This window comes from Nocardia rhizosphaerihabitans (assembly GCF_014646295.1).
In the GTDB taxonomy this organism is placed as follows: Bacteria; Actinomycetota; Actinomycetes; order Mycobacteriales; family Mycobacteriaceae; genus Nocardia; species Nocardia rhizosphaerihabitans.
In genome coordinates, this window is the sequence record NZ_BMNE01000003.1 from 22,176 (window position 1) to 37,951 (window position 15,776).

The window sequence follows — 15,776 nt, forward strand, 5'->3', positions numbered from 1 at the left end:
GATGGGGTTTGCACCCGCAGGTGGATCAGCGTGACCATCGAGGTGCTGGTCGGGATTCCGCTGTTCCACGGCTGATACCGGGTCTCGTCGAGGGCTGGCATCTGGGCGCGCAGCCAGGCGTTGAGCTGTTTGGCGTCGGCGATCACGAGGCCGCGATCCATTCGCGGCCGGTGTGGGGGTTGTGCCCGTAGACCCGCACCACCGCCGGAGGGAACATCGCGGCGTCGATGACGGTGACGGGCAGGACAGCGTCGTGGCCGCTGTAGGCCCACGCGCCACCGGCGATCATCCAGCTTTCCCCGTCGGGTTCGGCCGGCATCAACCGCCACGAGACCGCATCGAGCCCGTCACGGATGGGGTCGGGCACCCACTGTGGGATCGCGATGCCGTCGCGGATCTTGTGAGTGAGGGCGGCGTGTTCGATGCGCACCAACCCCATCACCGGGCGGCGCCCGAAGTCGATGTCGCTGGTTTCGGGGAAGACTGCGAGTTTCGTCCCCGCGGCCGGTGGGCGGGCGAAAGCGCTGTGCCAGCCGACGATCACGACCTCGGTAGCAGCCAGCAGCGGGTGTACTCGTGCGGTCCAGCGACCAGGGTCTGGTCGGTCGTCGGCGGCGAGGCTGGTCGGCATGGTCACGCCGGTCCCTCGCTCGCTGTGCGTGTGTGGCGTTGGACGGATTCGATGAACCGCAGTGGCAGGATCACCCGCCCATTCGAGGAGGTGGTCAGCACGGTGTAGCGGGCTGCGACGGTGGTCGGTGTCGCGGCGGGCAGGGTGTGGCCGCCGCGGGTCCGCACGGTGATGGTGTCGCCGTGACGGCGCGCGGCATTGAGTTCCGTGCCGATCGCGGTCGAGACCGCCGACGACGGAGCAGCCGGTGCGGGTGCTCGGAGTTGGGCGATGGCGGCGCGGAGCCGGTAGCGCAGGGGAGGGATTGTCAGGGGTTGTGTCATGGGCGGTGGATCCTCCTGAGACGTCGCAGGAACGCGAACCGGCGGACGGGTCGCGGATGATGGCGGGCAGCCAAGGCAGCGGCGAGCCGGTCGGTTTCGGTGTGGTCGAGATCGATGAGCTGGCAGCGGGTTTCACCGGCGAGCGTGTCGTGCAGATGGAGGCGAACCCAGTAGCCGTCGGTGCTGACGTGCACGCGGGCACCGTCACGGTCAGCCAGCCGGATGAGAGGAACGGAAAGGTGAGCTTGTGCGGGGTGGCTCATGCGATTTCGAGTTCGGGATCGCCGAGGTCGGCGTAGCGCTCGGACTCGTCGAGGTAGGCGCATCTACAGCGCGGGAAGGTTCGCAGGCATTCGGTGCAGTAGCCGCAGTACAGGCAGTGCGATCCGACCGGTGGACCGCAGTTATTCGAACTGTGCGGTATTCGTCTGGTCGTTGGCTCGAATGGCGATGTAGTCGAACCAATTGCGTTTGGACCATCGTGTCCACTCGACGGCGGTTTTGATGTTGGTGCCCGTCAGATCGGCGAGGATCGCGGCCGGCAGATGGCTGGCGAGGGCGTAGCGGGCGCTGTTGCGGCCGTCCCTGACTGTGATGCCGTGGGAGGCGAGGACTCTGCCGAAACCCGACCTGTCGATCGGGCGTGATGGATAGCGACCGGGAAATAGCCAGGCAGATCCACCGACCGCGCGGTTCATCAACGACGGGGTTGCAGGTGCGTCGCGCAATTCGCGGATGAGGTTCGCCAGTTTCGGTGGAAGGTCGATCTGGTGGTCGTCGATCGCGAGGCGGAGCCGGTTGCCATCGTCGTGCAGGTCGTCGCGGGTGAGGCGCGTGACGCGGGTTCCTTCGAGTCCGAACAGCAGAATCAATGCCCCGGCAACACGCAGTGATAGGGGCAGCGCCGCATCGTTGAGGCAGCGGTGCAGTTGATTTCGGCGTTCTTCATCGTCGAGAACGCCGAGTGGCCCGTGTCGGGCTTTCCGGGGCAATGTGATGTCGGCGATCAGGCTGCGGGCTTCTGCCCAGCTGATGAACGCGTCGATGTTGGCTCGGGTGGTGGTGCCTTCGGAGAGCCATTGCTCGAATTCGCCCTGGGTGAGCGTGCCGAGGGTGAGCTGGTGCTCGTCGATCCATGCGAGTAGTTCGGCGGCCCGGCGTAGGCGCGAGCGAAGGAAGGCCGCAGAGCCGCGGGAGGTGCTGCCGCGCCGGCGCCCGCGCCGCAGCAGGAACCAATGGACGAAAGGGGAAAGGATCTGGCGGTGCTGGGCCGGGGTTCCGGCCAGCAGGGTGTCGGCCCAGGCGGGTAGGCACTCCAAAAATTCGTTGCGGGGCGGCAGTATGCCGCTGGTGATGAGCAGTTCGCGGACGTAGGCCCGCGCCGGACTGGGGTCGAAGGCATCGAGGGTGTCGTGGGTGATCGGCTCGCCGGTGGCGGCCAGTGCGGCGAGCAGCGCGGGCGTGCGGCTGCGCCGCAGCCAGAAGAGCATGCTTCGGGGATCCTTGACGCCGAGCAGCGCCTCCCGGACCGGTTCGAGGTGCGCGGGGATCGAGTTGCCTGGCAGGGAAAGTAGTGCGTCGATTCGTTCGGTAAGAACGCATCGAGCGCACTGCTGATCGCTGTAGCGGCCGCCGCTGGCGCCGCAGCGGCAGCAGGAGTAGGTCAATTCGATCCCGGCGCAGGGACCACAGATCGGTGCCGCTTCGCTGTCGCGGCCGATCAGAACGCGACGCTGGCGGCATTGGTGGCATGGTTCGGGGTTGCGGCGGGTCCGCTCGTAGCAGGTGCGACAGACCGGTCCGAGAGGCCAGATAGCCTGTGCGCGTTGGGTTTGGGAGCAGATCCCGCAGCGGTGTTCGGGCCTGGTTCGACACCCATAGCAGATTGGGTTGTTGCGGATTCGGGTGCAGTGGCGGGTGTGTCCGCAGACGGTGCACTCGGCGACCGCGCGATCGGCCATTGAGACGCAGATAGCGCAGATATCGGGTGCGGTTTCTGTGGCGCGGCGCGAGATGGTTCCGAGCCGTCCGCATCGGCCGCAGGTGCGTTTCGGCGTGCGATAGCACCGCTGGCAGACGGCGGTGCCATCGGCGTCGCGGCAGTGCGCTGGAGCCGTGGTTCCGCAGCGTGAGCATTCGTGCAGCGGCTTCGGTATGCAGGCCTGGCATCGGGCGGTGCCATCGGCGGATCGGCCATAGACCGTGCGCAGCCGTCCGCAGTGGCCGCATTCCTCGTGGGATCTCGGATCTCGTTTGTAGCAGCGCATGCAGACCCGTCCGGCCGAGGTCCGGCATGTCAGATCCTTCGTCGGCCTGCCGCACCCGTTGCAGCTGGGGGCGGTGATCGTGTCGTAGCCAGCCTCAAGGAGGTGATGGGCCAGCCGGATCAGACCCGGAGGAACATCCGCGCTCGGGCGGGCCAGGACTTCTGGATGGGTCAAGGCGTCGGGAAAGCGGCCAAGGTAGTCGTCGAGTTTCCGGGGTGTGCGCAACAGGCCGAGATCGTCGAGCATTCGGCGAGCGGTCTCAGAGTCCAGGTCCGCGACCGAATTGGTGATTCGGTCGACGATTCGCGCCCGCGCCGTCTCGGCTGGTTCGCCGGCCGTCATGTCAGCTTCGGACGCCGGATCGTGGTGGGTCGGGACTCGGGTTTGGGACCGGCCTTCTGGTCGGCGGTCTTGCGGACTTCGGCGTTGACCGCGCTGATCTCGATCAGGTCGTTGGGGGTGCAGTCGAGGATGTCGCAGAGCGCGGCGAGGGTGTCCATCGACAGTCGTTGGGGGTCCTGGGTGACCAGCCGGAACACTTGCTCGCGGGAGAGATGGATTCCGCGCTCGGCCAGCTTCGGGACTAGGTCGGAAGTCTGGAACAACCCCTTCTCGGCCATCCTCAGCCGCAGGTGCCAGGTGATTCCCATCTTGCGGATCATCGTCATTCCTCCCAGAGTTCGGGGTGTTGCGCCCGGAATGCCTTGGTCAGCAGTCGGTTTCGATAGTCGTCGGAGACGCCGGTGTAGATCGCGGTCGTCGCAGCGTAGGCGTGGCCGACCTGTTCGGAGACGAATCGCTCGGGATAGTCGAACTCGATCAAGTGGGTGACGTAGGAGTGGCGCAGGCTGTGCAGATCCAGTTCCTTGGGCAGCCCGGCATCGACGCGGGCCTGTTCGAACGCCTCGTTGATGCCCCGTTTGGAAAGCCGACCGCAGCGTTCGGTCACCCAGAGCGCGGGATGTTTTCCAGGGGCGAGCAAGGGCCGGACTTCCTCGATCCAGTACTCGAGGGCATCGACGATCCAGTCCATTTCCGGGACGGTGAGAACGGTGCGCCGCTTGGGTGGGCTGCCCTTGGAGGATTTGCCCCACCGCACGAATAACGCTCCGACGCGGCCGAATTGCGGCGCTTTCGGGTTGTGGCGCAGGTCGGGCAGGTCCAGTCCCCAGGCTTCGCGTCGGCGCAGCCCGTAGGCGTAGACGGTCTTGAGCAGCGTCGCGTCGCGCAGCGCGGCGAGTGAGCCTTTGCGACCGCGGGCGCGGATCGTGTCGACGCGGGAGTCGGCTGCATCGAACAGTGCTTGGACCTCGTCGTAGGTCAGCGGTCGGCGTCCGGGGCGGCCTTCGTAGTCGCTGACGTGGGCGACCATGTTCCACTCGCCGAGCAGTTGGCGCGGTGCTTCACCGAATCGGTCCAGGCAGATCCCGGTCCAGCCATAGCGGGTGTCACTGGCGTACTCGAGGAACAAGCGCAGCTCGACGAGGTAGGCACGTCCGGTCGACATCTCGATCGGCTTGGCACGGCTGCGCAAGCTGTCGATGGACGCCTCGAGTTCGGCGTAATTCCATTGCCACGGATACAGATTCGAGAACTCGACCACCCGCCGCACCAGCCGTAGCCGCTTGTCGATCGTGTCGGCCTTGAGGAACCGGACACGCTGTTGACGCGCCCAGCCCTCGAGCATCGCTTCGTGGACCGCGGCGGCAGGGTCCAGGTGTGCGACACCATCGGCGAGGACCAGGTGGGCCGCGCCGGGAACGTCGATTCGCTCCGCCATGATGTTGCGTCTAACACAACAAAGTTGAATCAGGCTAGAGGTGCCGGGATCTCTCCAGGTCGTAGACATGGCGACAGCTCGGACCTGCGGGTCCGACCGCAGTTCGACTGGCGGCTACGCCAGTTCAGAATTGTGCCGGATGTTGCATCTGGCACAATTCCGCCCAGTTGTCGAGGTTGTCGAAGTCTGCGTCGCAGTTGTCGCAGTAGCCGTCCTCGAACCCGAGGCCCTCAGCGAAGGTGGTGTAGGCGCCGTGGGGGAATCGGCCCAGCTCGTAGGTGTGATTCGAGTACCACGATCCGTCGCGCCAGTGCCCGGCTTGCTCGTTGAAGATGTAGGCGGGGTGCTTGTAGGCGGGGTCGACGGTCAAGATGACTGCTTTGTCGGTGCCCAGCCAGCGCTCGAATCGCGACCGCCCGATCCACGAATCCAGTGACCCGAACGGGGCCCGGGGCAGGAAGTCCTCGGCCGCGATCCGGGTATCGGAGCGGTCATCACCGCGCAGCGGGTGGACGTGGTCGGGCAGGACCCCGTTGTGGGCCAGCACGCTGCGCTTGTCCCCGCCGATCGCGAACGGGTGACAGTTCGCGGTGGTGTGCTTGCCGTGAGTGGCGAAACGGGAATGAAACAGAGCGGGCCCGTCAGGGAACTCGGTTCGCGCGTGGGCGAATTCGGTGATCGTCTCGCGCGGGTCCAGGCCGTGCCCGACGATGAGCCGGTCACCGGCGTGGATGGCCCAGCCGTGCCCGTGCGGGTTGGCGACCGTCCCGGCGGCGAGGGCGTCGTAATCGGGGGTGATGGCGGGCCGGATGAAGGTCAGGATGCACACGGATAGGCCTCCTCGAGATCGATGAATGCACCGGTCGCGGCGAGCGCGGACAGCTCGGCGGTCAACGGCGCATACTGCGGACGTGTGGAAACCCAGGCCGTGAAGGCGGACCAGTCCCAGCCGCCGCGCGCGACATCGCCGGAGCGCAGGCGGCGGGTGTATTCGACCGAGGCGTCGGCGAAGGCAAGCGCGGCCTGGACCTGCCGGGTTCTCAGCGAGCTGGCGAACACGCGCAGCTCGAAGGTGTCTGTGGGGCGGGCGTTGACGGCGTGGTAGCGGCCCCACCCGTGATCGCCGTGCGCGAGAGCCTTGGCCATGGCGCGGATGCCGGGATCGAACTGCGCCCATTCGGAATAGCGGCGCCGCGCCAGCGCCGTCACCGCAGGCTCGTTGCGGTAGATGAGCTTGAGCCAGCGGTAGATGTGGGCTGGGGAGTCGAACCCGGCGCGGGAGAGGTGGATGTGGATGCCGACCTCGCCGTCGGTGTAGCAGCCCAGCAACCGCAGTCGTGGCAGCAGCGACCACGGAAAGTTGGCCATCGCGTAGTCGAAACTCATCGGGTGGGTGACCAGCTCGAATCCGTCGCTGACCGACGCGTCGTCCTTGAGATAGCCCAACGAATCGAGCTGGGTGTTCGCGGCTTTCACCGAGTCGTCGTATCCGGTGTAGCTGGTGCGGACTTCGAGCTCGAGACCCAGGAACAACGGCCCGAGACCGTGGAAGTCCGGGGCCGGTTTGTAGTCGGAGTCGTGGACCCGAGAATGGTCGGGTCGGGCGCAGTCTTCGCAGTAGTACTCACACCCGCGGAACAGCCACTGGCACCCGCGGCACCGGTCGTAGTCCTCGCGGCAGTCCGGGCACACCGCGTAGTCGCCGTTGATCGAGACCGGATCGGCGACGACAAGGTTGCAGTCGAAGCAGGTCGAGTACTCCTCGGCGCAGTCGGGGCAAACGTCGCCTCCGGACAGGACCGCGGTGATGTGGTCGGTGTAGCGCGAGCAGTCATCACATTCGCTCAATCCGCTGCGGCATTCGGCGCAGAGGTCCTCTTCGTCGACGGTCTGGGCGACATCGCGGGAGGGCCGATCACACGACTGGCACAGATCGAGCTCCGAGGCACAGCTCGCACACACCTCTTCGGCATCTGCGGTGTGAATGAGGTCGTCGGGAGGGGTTCGGGTGGAACAGGACTCGCACTCGGCGAAGTCGACCGGGATATCGAGGACGGCGGTGGGCATCGGTTCCTTCCCTGGAAACGACGAAAGCCCGCACCATGGGTGCAGGCTCAGATGTATGGGCGTGGACAGCGGGTCAGTCGGCTAGGTGCTCGGTGGTCGCGGCGCGGGCAGGGCAAGCTGTCGGCCTGGGGCGCGATGGCGGGTGTTGCGGGCGCGGGATGGGCGGCATTCACAGTGCGGGAACCGGATCTCGCAGGCGAAGCACCACCCGCACTGGCGGCAGTAGCGGCCTACCCGGTACAGGTCGATGTCGTCACAGCCGTCGCAGACATACCGCTCGCGCATGGAATAGCGATGGGACACGGGCAGAAAGCCGCTGTTCGAATACCAGATCCCGTTGTCCCACTGACCTTTCGATTCCCCGAACAGGTACACCTGCTGGTCGTAGGCGGGGTCCACGGTCAGGATCAGCAGTTTCGAGGACCCGAGCCAGGCTTCCAAACCACGGGACCCGCGAAAGGTGTCCAGCGACCCGAACGGCATGTTCGGCAGGTAGTCCTCGGCGGCGATGCGGGTATCGGAGCGCCAGTCATAGGCTCCGGGATGGACCCGTTTGGGCAGGATCCCGTTGTGCGCTAGCACCGTCCGCGCGTCGCCGCCGAGCCGGAAGGGGTGGCAGTTGTCGAGGGTGCGGATGCCGTGGGTGGCGTAGCGGGAGTGGAACAACGCGGGCCCGCCGGGATTGGCGGCGCGGACGCGGGCGAAGGTGTCGATCACTTTCTCGGCATTCATGCCGTGCCCGGTGACGATCCGGTCACCGGTGATCAGGGCGAATCCGTGCCCGTGTGGGTTGGCTTCGGCACCGCGGCTCAGGGCCTGCGGGTCGGGGGCGACCGAGGCGGGGATGAAGGTCAGGAGGCACACAGCACGACCTCCTGCGGGTCGTCGGCCAGATCGGCGAGTTCGGCAACCAGAGGCCGGTATTCGAGGCGCCGGCTCAGCCAGTCGGTGAACCGGTCCCAGTCCCAGCCACCCGCGCGGATCTGGGAGACCGACAACTCGGCGGTGTAGCGGATCGAAGCGTCGGTGAACGCCAGCGCGGCCTGCACCTGCTGAGCCTCGAGGGAACTGGCGAAGACCCGCAGCTCCAAGGTGTCGCGGGGGTGGGGGTTGATCGCCTGATTGCGCGGCAACCCGAGGGCGCGGTGGGCGCCCTTGGCCAGGTCCTTGGCTCGGGCGCGGGTGCCGGACTCGAAGGGGGCATAGCGGCTGGTGCGCCGCGCCAGCGCGGTGACCTCGGCGTGGTTGCGGTAGACCAGCTTCATCCACCGGTAGATGTGCGCGGGCCCGGTGAACCCGGCGCGGGAGGCGTGCACGTGCAGGCCGACGCTGGTGTTGGTCCGGCACCCCAGCACGTGGAGGTCGTCGAGCATCTGCCACGGGAATCCGGTCAGGGCGTACTGGTAGGTCATCGGGTGGCACACGATCTCGAACCCGGCCGGCTGGATGGAAGAGTCGCGCTTGAGGTAGCCGAGGGGGCCGAGCGCGTCGACCGCGATCGCGACCATGTCCTCGTAGCGGTCCTGGGGGACGATGACTTCGAGTTCCATGCCGAGGAACAAGGGCCCGTCGCCGTGGAAGATCGGGTCGGGCCGGTAGAAGTAGTTCCACACCCTGTACGGGTCCGCGCAGCGATCGCACTGCCCGCGGCCGCGGATCAGGGTGCCGCAGTCACTGCAGGACCGCAGGTCGCGGGCACACTCGGCGCAGGCGCGCTGGTTACCGACGACATAGCGGCTGTGTCGGGTGAAGCGCTCGCACTGGAAGCACAGGTCGAACAGGCGCGCACAGATCTCGCACACCACGCCGCCGGTATCGACGCGCTGCGTGGCTGAGGTGACTTCCGCGCACACCACGCACGGACGGAGCCGGGATACGCAGTCCGAGCACAGCTGTCCCGCGCAGGTGGTGCTGGTGAGTGTGATCGCGCGGGCGCCGCACCGGTTGCACTGCGGGCACCGGTACACGCAGCCCTCGCAGACGGGCCCGCCGTCGATGGTGTAGCGGGTGCCGGGCTCGCGGGTTCGACAGACCCCGCAGGGGTCGGGCAGTTCCACATCAGGCATGGCGATTGAAATCCCTTCGCAGAAACGACGAACGCCGCACCGGAAATCCGGGAGCGGCGTGAAATGACGAGAACGAGGAACAGCGGTGAGGAAGCTGGGGATCCGGTCAGGCGGCGCGTGCGTTCGCCAGGCGGCAGACGACGGGTTCGCCGTGATGACTGCCGTCGCAGAGGGCCAACGCCAGCACCCGGTCCGGCTCGGCGAGTTTGCGGCGCGCGATCGATTCGAATTCGTCGATACCGCGGGCGGCGATCGCTTCGTAGTGGTCGTCGACGTCGGTGACGGGCCCGCCGACGTCGGGCAGGCCCGCCTGGCGCCACATCCGCAGGTACAGGCCGAACGCGGTCGTGTTCAACGGTGTCGCGAGACTGATCTGCATCAACGACAACGCGACCTCGACGGCGGTCGCTGGTTTCGTCGACTGTCCGGCCGCGACCCGCTCGAGCAGTTCCCGGGCGTGGGCCCGGTAGACGAACTCGGTGCTCATCCGTTCGTGGGTGGCTGTCAACAGCGAAAACCCATGGTAGAGAACGTCTGCGACATCAGGGTGACGCTCCTGGGCGCGAGTGATTTCGTCGTCGGCCCAGTCCTGCTGCGCAAAGGTGGTTATGAGGGTCCTGGTGGACTCCGCGCCTAGCAGGGTGCGCAGCAGCGGTTCGATCGTGGTGAGGGTGTCGGTCATTCGGGTCGTCCTTCGGCAACGGTGATGTGGCAAGCGAGCGTTGGTCGGCTTCCTGTGCCGGGCGGAATCCCGGCAGCGCCGAGTTGCGTTGCGGCGGTCGTGATCCGCTACTGCTGCGCTGGCTGGCGGTGTTGGCCGTGGGGCGTATCCTCGGAGGTGGAAGAGCCGCTGGTCGGGTTGATCTCAGGAGTTTGAGATGCCTGCTAGCAAGCCACGTCGTTCCAAGCGCGATCCCGAACTGGTTCGGCGTTTGGACGAGGTCCGCCAGATGATGAAGGTTCGGCGCACCGAGGCGGAACGCCGCGCGGCCGCGACGACGGACGCGGTCGAGACCTACCTGCACGCGGCGGGATTCATCCGTCAAAGCCTCGCGGTGCGTGATCAGCGCATCGGTGGACTGCGTCGACAGATCGAACAGCTAGAACGCGAGCACGAGGCCGAGGCTGCACGATGGCGTGCCCGGCAAGCTAGCGCGATCGCGGCGATGCGGGAATTGGGGGAGTCCGATGTCGGCATCGGCCAACTGCTTGAGTTGACCGTGAAGCAGGTGCGACAACTCATGGCGGCCGCGGATCGCGTAGGCGAGCAATCGATGGCCGACGCCGCCCACCCGGAACAGGACACGACCCCCGGCAACACGTTGGAAGTCGTTCGTGCGGAGGTCGAACCATGCCCACAGGTCGTGCTGAACGTGGACGAGTCCGTCGATCAGAGTTTGGCGTAGCCGCCCGCGCTCCACACGTGCCAACGGAACTGGTTGGGGGTCAGCGCAACCCGGTGAGGTACTCCGGGCGCAGGTGGTAGTGGCCAGAATACTGTGCCACAGCGATGGCAGTAATAGGCGTTTTGCCAGAGGCCGTAGGCTCGGCTGCTTCCCGCGTGGACTCTAGCCTGACTCCTCGCACGCTTGAACGCTCCACTGATGAGGGCGTAGATAGGAATCGCCAGCAGAATCGGGAACAGGAACAACCCGATCAGCGAGACAAGGACCTGAAGTGGGTTGCCTTGTGGCGGATCTTGAGCAAACGCGACGCAGCTTGCTGCCAACATGACGACGAAGAACAACGATAGGACCAGTCCGAGCAGGGCATGCCGACCCCCCGCAGGCAAAGTCGGGCGCCAGGCCAGGCTCCTCGCCAACGCCGAAGAGTGACTGAACTCGTGCGACGAGGTTCCGATGACAGGCACGAGCCCATCCGGGCTGAAGCCGATACCGGCGTGCACGCCAGTGCTGTGGCCAGTGTGCGTTCCATCTGACATGGCTGCGGGCACGCTTTGAACCTGGTCGACATGGCTGCATTGCGGGCAGGAGAGATCGAGGTTCACTGGTCCCCCAAAGGGCGTGGTTTCGCTGGAATGATGCACGAGAAGTGATGCCTGGCACCGAACCGTGCATCAATCCAATATGGGAAGCGGCCCGCTGTCGATGTGGTCTGAACCACATCAGGCAGAGGTTCGGGTGGTCTGCCCATCGGTCGAAACATCGTCGGTCTCAACCGTTCGCAGACGCTTCGGTGTCTGCGGGGCTGTGGTCTGCGTGCGCACGCTCGCTCTCGGCGTGCGCACGATCGCCGCGCGGATCGGCCTTTGCGTGCGCACGGCCGGAATCGGTGTGCGCACGGTCATTGCCATCGTGTGCACGCTTGGCAGTTAGGCCCGCGTCGGTGTGCGCACGGTCGGCGGGTACGTGCGCACGCAGTCGGTCGGCGTCGCGCAGGAGTCGGCTGACCGCTGAGCGGCTGCACCCGAGTTCGCGCGAGACGCGGCTAGCGCTCCACCCGTCGACATACCGGTGTGTGAGCACCGCAGCGACGGTGACGGGGTCGCGTCGCCCGCCGGGATCCTGATCGCAGATCAGCGCCGCCAGCGCTTCGAGATCGACTACGTCGAGAGGATCATCGCGGGATTTCCCGGCCATCTCGGAAGCTTCTGTCTGGGTGGCAGGTAACTCGGCAGCGACACCAGGGCGGGCCGACTGTGCAGCCGGGGGCTGTGGATCGGGCACGGCGGCTGCAGGCTCCGGCCGCGTGTCGGGCGGATGTGCGTGTGCCAGCGTCAACAGGGCGATCGAACTCTGAGTCATCGCGCCTTCCACAATCAAGGGCCACAGCCATGCTTCGGCGACGGGCACACCCGCGGTGATCGCCAACGCACGCAGTGCGGTGAACGACAGCCAGAACGCCCCACCGGCAATGACCACGGTCAGCGCTGTCGCGGCCCGGCGGGCGGTGGGCGAGACGGTGTTCGCGCGTGCGAGCAGCGCAACGCCGTGGACTGCGGCCAACAGCGCTAGTGGCGGGATGACGGCGACTGCGGCAGCGACGGCCGGTAGGACGGTCGTGTGCAGGACGGCTTGGGTCGCATTGCCGACCACGCTGACTCCAGCAGCGATACACAGCTCGCTCCAGAAGAAGATGTGCGCACGGTCAGCGCGCACATCTACTCGAGTGGTCGGCTCGGTCCGAACAGTTTGCGATGATGCAGTCGGCATGCCTGTTGGCCTCGCTTCGGGGTGGTCGTGATCAGGAGATCGCAGCGATCGGATCAACGCAGGGATGATCGGTCGGGTCGTAGGCCCGGTACACGAGGTCGTCGCCGACCCGCAACTGGTGCCCGGTGTCTCCTATGTATGGCTGCACACGAGAACAGCCGACCGACGCAGGTGAGAGTCAGTAGAACGAAACTTGACGTCCGACACGGGATCGACACGAGTTCAGGAGGAAACGATCAGAAATGTCGGGATAGGTTGGGATGCGCGCCGCGACCGTTGCCGCAGGTAACGGGCGGTTTTGGGATGTATTGAGGCCAATCGTGAGTACTACGAACCCTATTAGGTGACAGGAAATCGATCACCGGATGGGTCGTGCCCGCCGCCCGCCGCCCCAGATAGAGCCCGACCAGCCGGTCGAGCCGTTCCTCATGCGCCCGCGCCCGGAACTCGGCCCGATGACGCAGACCACGGCTCATCCTATGCAGGCGGCCTTTCGGCTGTTGTACCTGCCGACGTGCGGCGAGCGGCTGGGTTGCCGGTGGACGCTGTGCCGCCGTGTTCAGTTTGATGGATCGCCGATGAGGTCGGTGATCAGGGTCTTTCGGTGTGGATTGTGGATTTCGGCGGAGCGGATGATGGCATCTCGATGTTGTCCTTCCCACCAGGGTGGAGTGCGTAGAAGTATTGGTGGACCAAATTGCGGCATCACCACGACTTGCCCTAGCGGAAGTGCGAGTAGGTCCGAGACCGAAAACATTGTGCGCTGTCGACCCAGCACGCGGTCGAAACCGGAGGACTGAGGCGGCGAAGCAGGGTAACCGAGTGCCTCGAGCCGGGCGCGGGCGAACTCGATATCGGACAGGCCACCGCCAACAGCGCGAAAATCGGCGCACGACCACAAATCGGCCATGCCCTCCGCACCCCAGGACCGCACACCGTGGTTCCAGGCCCGCATCATCGCGATCGCGACAATGCCCTTGTTGCCCAAACCTGAGTAGACACGGGGAAACTCGGGCCAGCGAAGCAACTGCGGCGCATCATCGAGGACTGCCACCAGCGGTATGGGCAGGACGCCTCCGCGGCACCGACTTGCTTTGCGGGCGGCGACATCGAGGACAGCCTCGACCATGGCGCTCAGCAACGGCGCCGCGGTTCCTCGTCCGGATGACGACAAAGCGAACAGGGTGCCGTTGCGATCGAGAAACTCCAATTCGTCGAACTGCGTCCGGGTCTCGCCCGGAGTTACCCACTGCTGAAACTCGGGGATCGCCAGGCACCGCACCATCCGCAACGCTGCATCGAATATCCGGTCGCGCTCTCTATAGTCGCTGTGGTATCGGCGGGTGAGCGCAGTAGCTGCTCGGTCGATCCCCGCTTCGCGGAGCGCGATGATGGGTTCGTCATCAGTAGGTGAGGACAACCAATCAAGCACGGCGACAATTGATCGTCTGGCGGCAGCGGCCGCGAGCAGGAGGTTGGTGAGGAGTTCGGTGCTGGCGTCGGCGTCCGATGCCGACGGTGTCGCGTCGACTCCGTCGGCGCTGTGGGCGAAGTGCGCGGCGAGCCTGCCTGCTCTGGATTCCGCACCGAGGTGGTGAATGTTGACCCATGCGAGCGGGTCCCAGTACCAATTCGGCAGCTCGGACACCAAACTGTGTGGATCGAAGACGAACACCGGGCTGCCCCGTTCCGTACGCACGTTGCGCGTCAACGCGACTTCGTCGCCCTTTGTGGAGGTGATCAGCACGGGCCCTGGGGCATCGACGACTGTCGGTATGGAGGTTGACAAAGTGGTCCCTCGTTTGGTGCCGCAGATCCACAGTTGGGTCTCCAGGTAGGAAGCGTAGACCGCTGAACGGCCTTGAACTGTCGTGCCGAGCCGAACTCCCGGTGCGTCGGAGGGGGCGAATGCAATGCCGTGCGACATCGCTCGTTCCCGGGCGGCTGCTGCGGTGAACGGAGTGAGCTGTCGCCGCGATAGGCGAAGCCGGATGCTTCTGCGGAGTGTGCTCAGCGGTGGTGTTTCGTCAGGGGGATCAGGTGTCGGCTTGGGCGCCTGATAGATCGGGACCGAGGGTTGAGGCGAGCTCGATGGGGTGGTGTTCCTGGCGAAGTAGAACGGATTGGAGAACCCCGCGCTGAGTTGATCTGGTTGCGGCTTTCCGTCATTGACCAGGCGGTCGGCCGCCGCTCTGAATATGTCGTCGAGCGTGAGGCCACGTCCCGACGTCGGAATCCCGGCTTCGATCACGTCGACGATGGCTTTGGTGAAGAAGGTCTCTGGGTTGTCCGACTCGGCCCCGAGCTGGAACCAGGCGGTATTGAAGGGTCCTGTGGCCATCATCAGGTAGGCGCCGGGGGCCGGGGGGATCTTGACCTCGGTGGCAAGGCTGCCGTTGCGATGAACCGCGAGTCCAGCGAAGCAACAGTCCAACACGGCGATCTTTGTCCGTGCCTGGCTCGAACGAAACGCGTCGCGAACGTGGCTGTATCGCAGGCTTGTGGTGCGTCTCCGGTGTGCTACCGATGTTGTTTCGCCCAGCGCGAGACAGAGTTCGTCGTCGGCATCTTGCTGCCCGTGTCCGACGAAGTAGAACAGGGCCACGTCCTTGGCTTCGTGGAAGCTGCTGACAAGCAGATCCGGCAGCTCGTCGAGCTTGCGTGGGTTGTCCACGACTGTCACGTTCTCATCCGGCCAGCTGCACAGTTGTCCGGTGAGTAGGGATTTCATTCGGTGCAGACTGGTGCGTGCGGCGGGAATCGGTTGGAGTTCGGTGTAGTCCCAGGTGCCGATCAGCACCGCGCGCGATCGGGCGAGGTCCCCGTCAAGGGCGTCTGGCATCGAGTGTCTTCGCGATCAGCTCGACGGCGTCTTCTGCGGTTGCCGCGGTAATTGTCAACTCCAGCTCGCCGGATTTGAGCGCGATCGAAACATCCCGGCGCCGTGATCGGATGAACTCGGGCAGCGTGCGGATCATCAACAGTAGAGCGCCTCCACCTCCGCCGGCCGTGGCGGCAACCTGAAGGAGGTCCAACGTGCCCTGCTCGCCTGGACCAGGTCTTCCTGGCACCTGTTCTATTTCTAGACCGGGTATCCGTTGCACCAACTTGCGCAGCGAGTTCAGTTCGCCAGGATCTGACACTGAAATCTGAACGAACGCAACCATTTCCCTGCCCCTCGCGTCAGCGGACTCAGACAACTTTAGCCCGAGGAGAGGAGATACGGCAGATGGTAAGCGGGAAGCTCGGGCTAGGGCCGGTCTAGTGCGGCGTTGGCGAGTGCGAGCAGCAGAAGGGTTCCTCCCCGGGCGGATCTGAAGACCGGTGCGACTTCAGCGTGGTATTCGCGCAGCCTCAGCGACCCTCTTGAGAATGTCCAGTGCGGTGTCGGCCCACCCGATGGCGCGCCGCGGGTTGCGTCAACTACCAACGCGGGTGTCGGAGTGGCAATGACGCTGTGGTGATGCCT

General features: G+C 65.6%; 15 protein-coding genes. 1 reads left to right on the plus strand and 14 read right to left on the minus strand.

From position 1 onward, the window contains the following. Positions 1-142: 142 nt before the first annotated feature. The 11 genes from IEY60_RS12885 to IEY60_RS12935 form a co-directional block, all read right to left on the minus strand. Entirely contained in the window at positions 143-637 is a 495-nt protein-coding gene (locus IEY60_RS12885; RefSeq protein ID WP_189027641.1) for a hypothetical protein, read from the minus strand. Continuing rightward, positions 634-954 (minus strand): hypothetical protein, encoded by a 321-nt coding sequence (locus IEY60_RS12890; protein WP_189027643.1) that lies wholly within the window; start codon positions 952-954, stop codon positions 634-636. The genes IEY60_RS12885 and IEY60_RS12890 overlap by 4 nt, the downstream gene beginning before the upstream one ends. Then, complete coding sequence (locus IEY60_RS12895; RefSeq protein WP_189027645.1) at positions 951-1,217, minus strand: hypothetical protein; 267 nt, start codon at positions 1,215-1,217, stop codon at positions 951-953. The genes IEY60_RS12890 and IEY60_RS12895 overlap by 4 nt, the downstream gene beginning before the upstream one ends. 141 nt (positions 1,218-1,358) lie before the next feature. Further along, a complete protein-coding gene (locus IEY60_RS12900) occupies positions 1,359-3,563 on the minus strand; it encodes a hypothetical protein (protein ID WP_189027647.1) in 2,205 nt (734 codons plus the stop codon). Further along, positions 3,560-3,883, minus strand: coding sequence for a helix-turn-helix domain-containing protein (locus tag IEY60_RS12905; protein ID WP_189027650.1), 324 nt, complete (start codon positions 3,881-3,883; stop codon positions 3,560-3,562). The genes IEY60_RS12900 and IEY60_RS12905 overlap by 4 nt, the downstream gene beginning before the upstream one ends. Before the next feature lie 2 nt (positions 3,884-3,885). Beyond that, positions 3,886-5,001 carry a tyrosine-type recombinase/integrase gene (locus tag IEY60_RS12910; protein ID WP_189027652.1) on the minus strand — a complete coding sequence of 372 codons (1,116 nt, stop codon included), beginning with the start codon at positions 4,999-5,001 and terminating at the stop codon, positions 3,886-3,888. A 124-nt stretch (positions 5,002-5,125) separates the two neighbouring features. Further along, a complete protein-coding gene (locus IEY60_RS12915; protein WP_189027654.1) occupies positions 5,126-5,830 on the minus strand; it encodes a class II glutamine amidotransferase in 705 nt (234 codons plus the stop codon). Beyond that, complete coding sequence (locus IEY60_RS12920) at positions 5,818-7,068, minus strand: amidoligase family protein (protein WP_229739783.1); 1,251 nt, start codon at positions 7,066-7,068, stop codon at positions 5,818-5,820. The genes IEY60_RS12915 and IEY60_RS12920 overlap by 13 nt, the downstream gene beginning before the upstream one ends. An 81-nt stretch (positions 7,069-7,149) precedes the next feature. Beyond that, positions 7,150-7,932, minus strand: a complete 783-nt coding sequence (locus tag IEY60_RS12925) for a class II glutamine amidotransferase (RefSeq protein WP_229739784.1) — start codon at positions 7,930-7,932, stop codon at positions 7,150-7,152. Next, positions 7,920-9,134 (minus strand): hypothetical protein, encoded by a 1,215-nt coding sequence (locus tag IEY60_RS12930; RefSeq protein WP_229739785.1) that lies wholly within the window; start codon positions 9,132-9,134, stop codon positions 7,920-7,922. Before IEY60_RS12930 ends, IEY60_RS12925 begins: the two co-directional genes overlap by 13 nt. 106 nt (positions 9,135-9,240) lie before the next feature. Continuing rightward, entirely contained in the window at positions 9,241-9,816 is a 576-nt protein-coding gene (locus IEY60_RS12935) for a hypothetical protein (RefSeq protein WP_189027656.1), read from the minus strand. A 250-nt stretch (positions 9,817-10,066) separates the two neighbouring features. Here IEY60_RS12935 and IEY60_RS12940 point away from each other — a divergent pair, with 250 nt between their 5' ends. After that, positions 10,067-10,540, plus strand: coding sequence for a hypothetical protein (locus tag IEY60_RS12940; protein ID WP_189027658.1), 474 nt, complete (start codon positions 10,067-10,069; stop codon positions 10,538-10,540). A 768-nt stretch (positions 10,541-11,308) separates the two neighbouring features. On the opposite strand, the gene IEY60_RS12945 is transcribed toward IEY60_RS12940, so the two are convergent. The 3 genes from IEY60_RS12945 to IEY60_RS12955 form a co-directional block, all read right to left on the minus strand. Next, positions 11,309-12,307, minus strand: a complete 999-nt coding sequence (locus IEY60_RS12945) for a DUF2637 domain-containing protein (protein WP_189027660.1) — start codon at positions 12,305-12,307, stop codon at positions 11,309-11,311. 559 nt (positions 12,308-12,866) lie between these two features. Next, on the minus strand, positions 12,867-15,149 hold the full coding sequence (locus tag IEY60_RS12950; RefSeq protein WP_189027662.1) for a caspase, EACC1-associated type: 2,283 nt from the start codon (positions 15,147-15,149) through the stop codon (positions 12,867-12,869). Further along, on the minus strand, positions 15,133-15,474 hold the full coding sequence (locus IEY60_RS12955) for an effector-associated constant component EACC1 (RefSeq protein WP_189027664.1): 342 nt from the start codon (positions 15,472-15,474) through the stop codon (positions 15,133-15,135). Before IEY60_RS12955 ends, IEY60_RS12950 begins: the two co-directional genes overlap by 17 nt. Positions 15,475-15,776 lie beyond the last annotated feature (302 nt).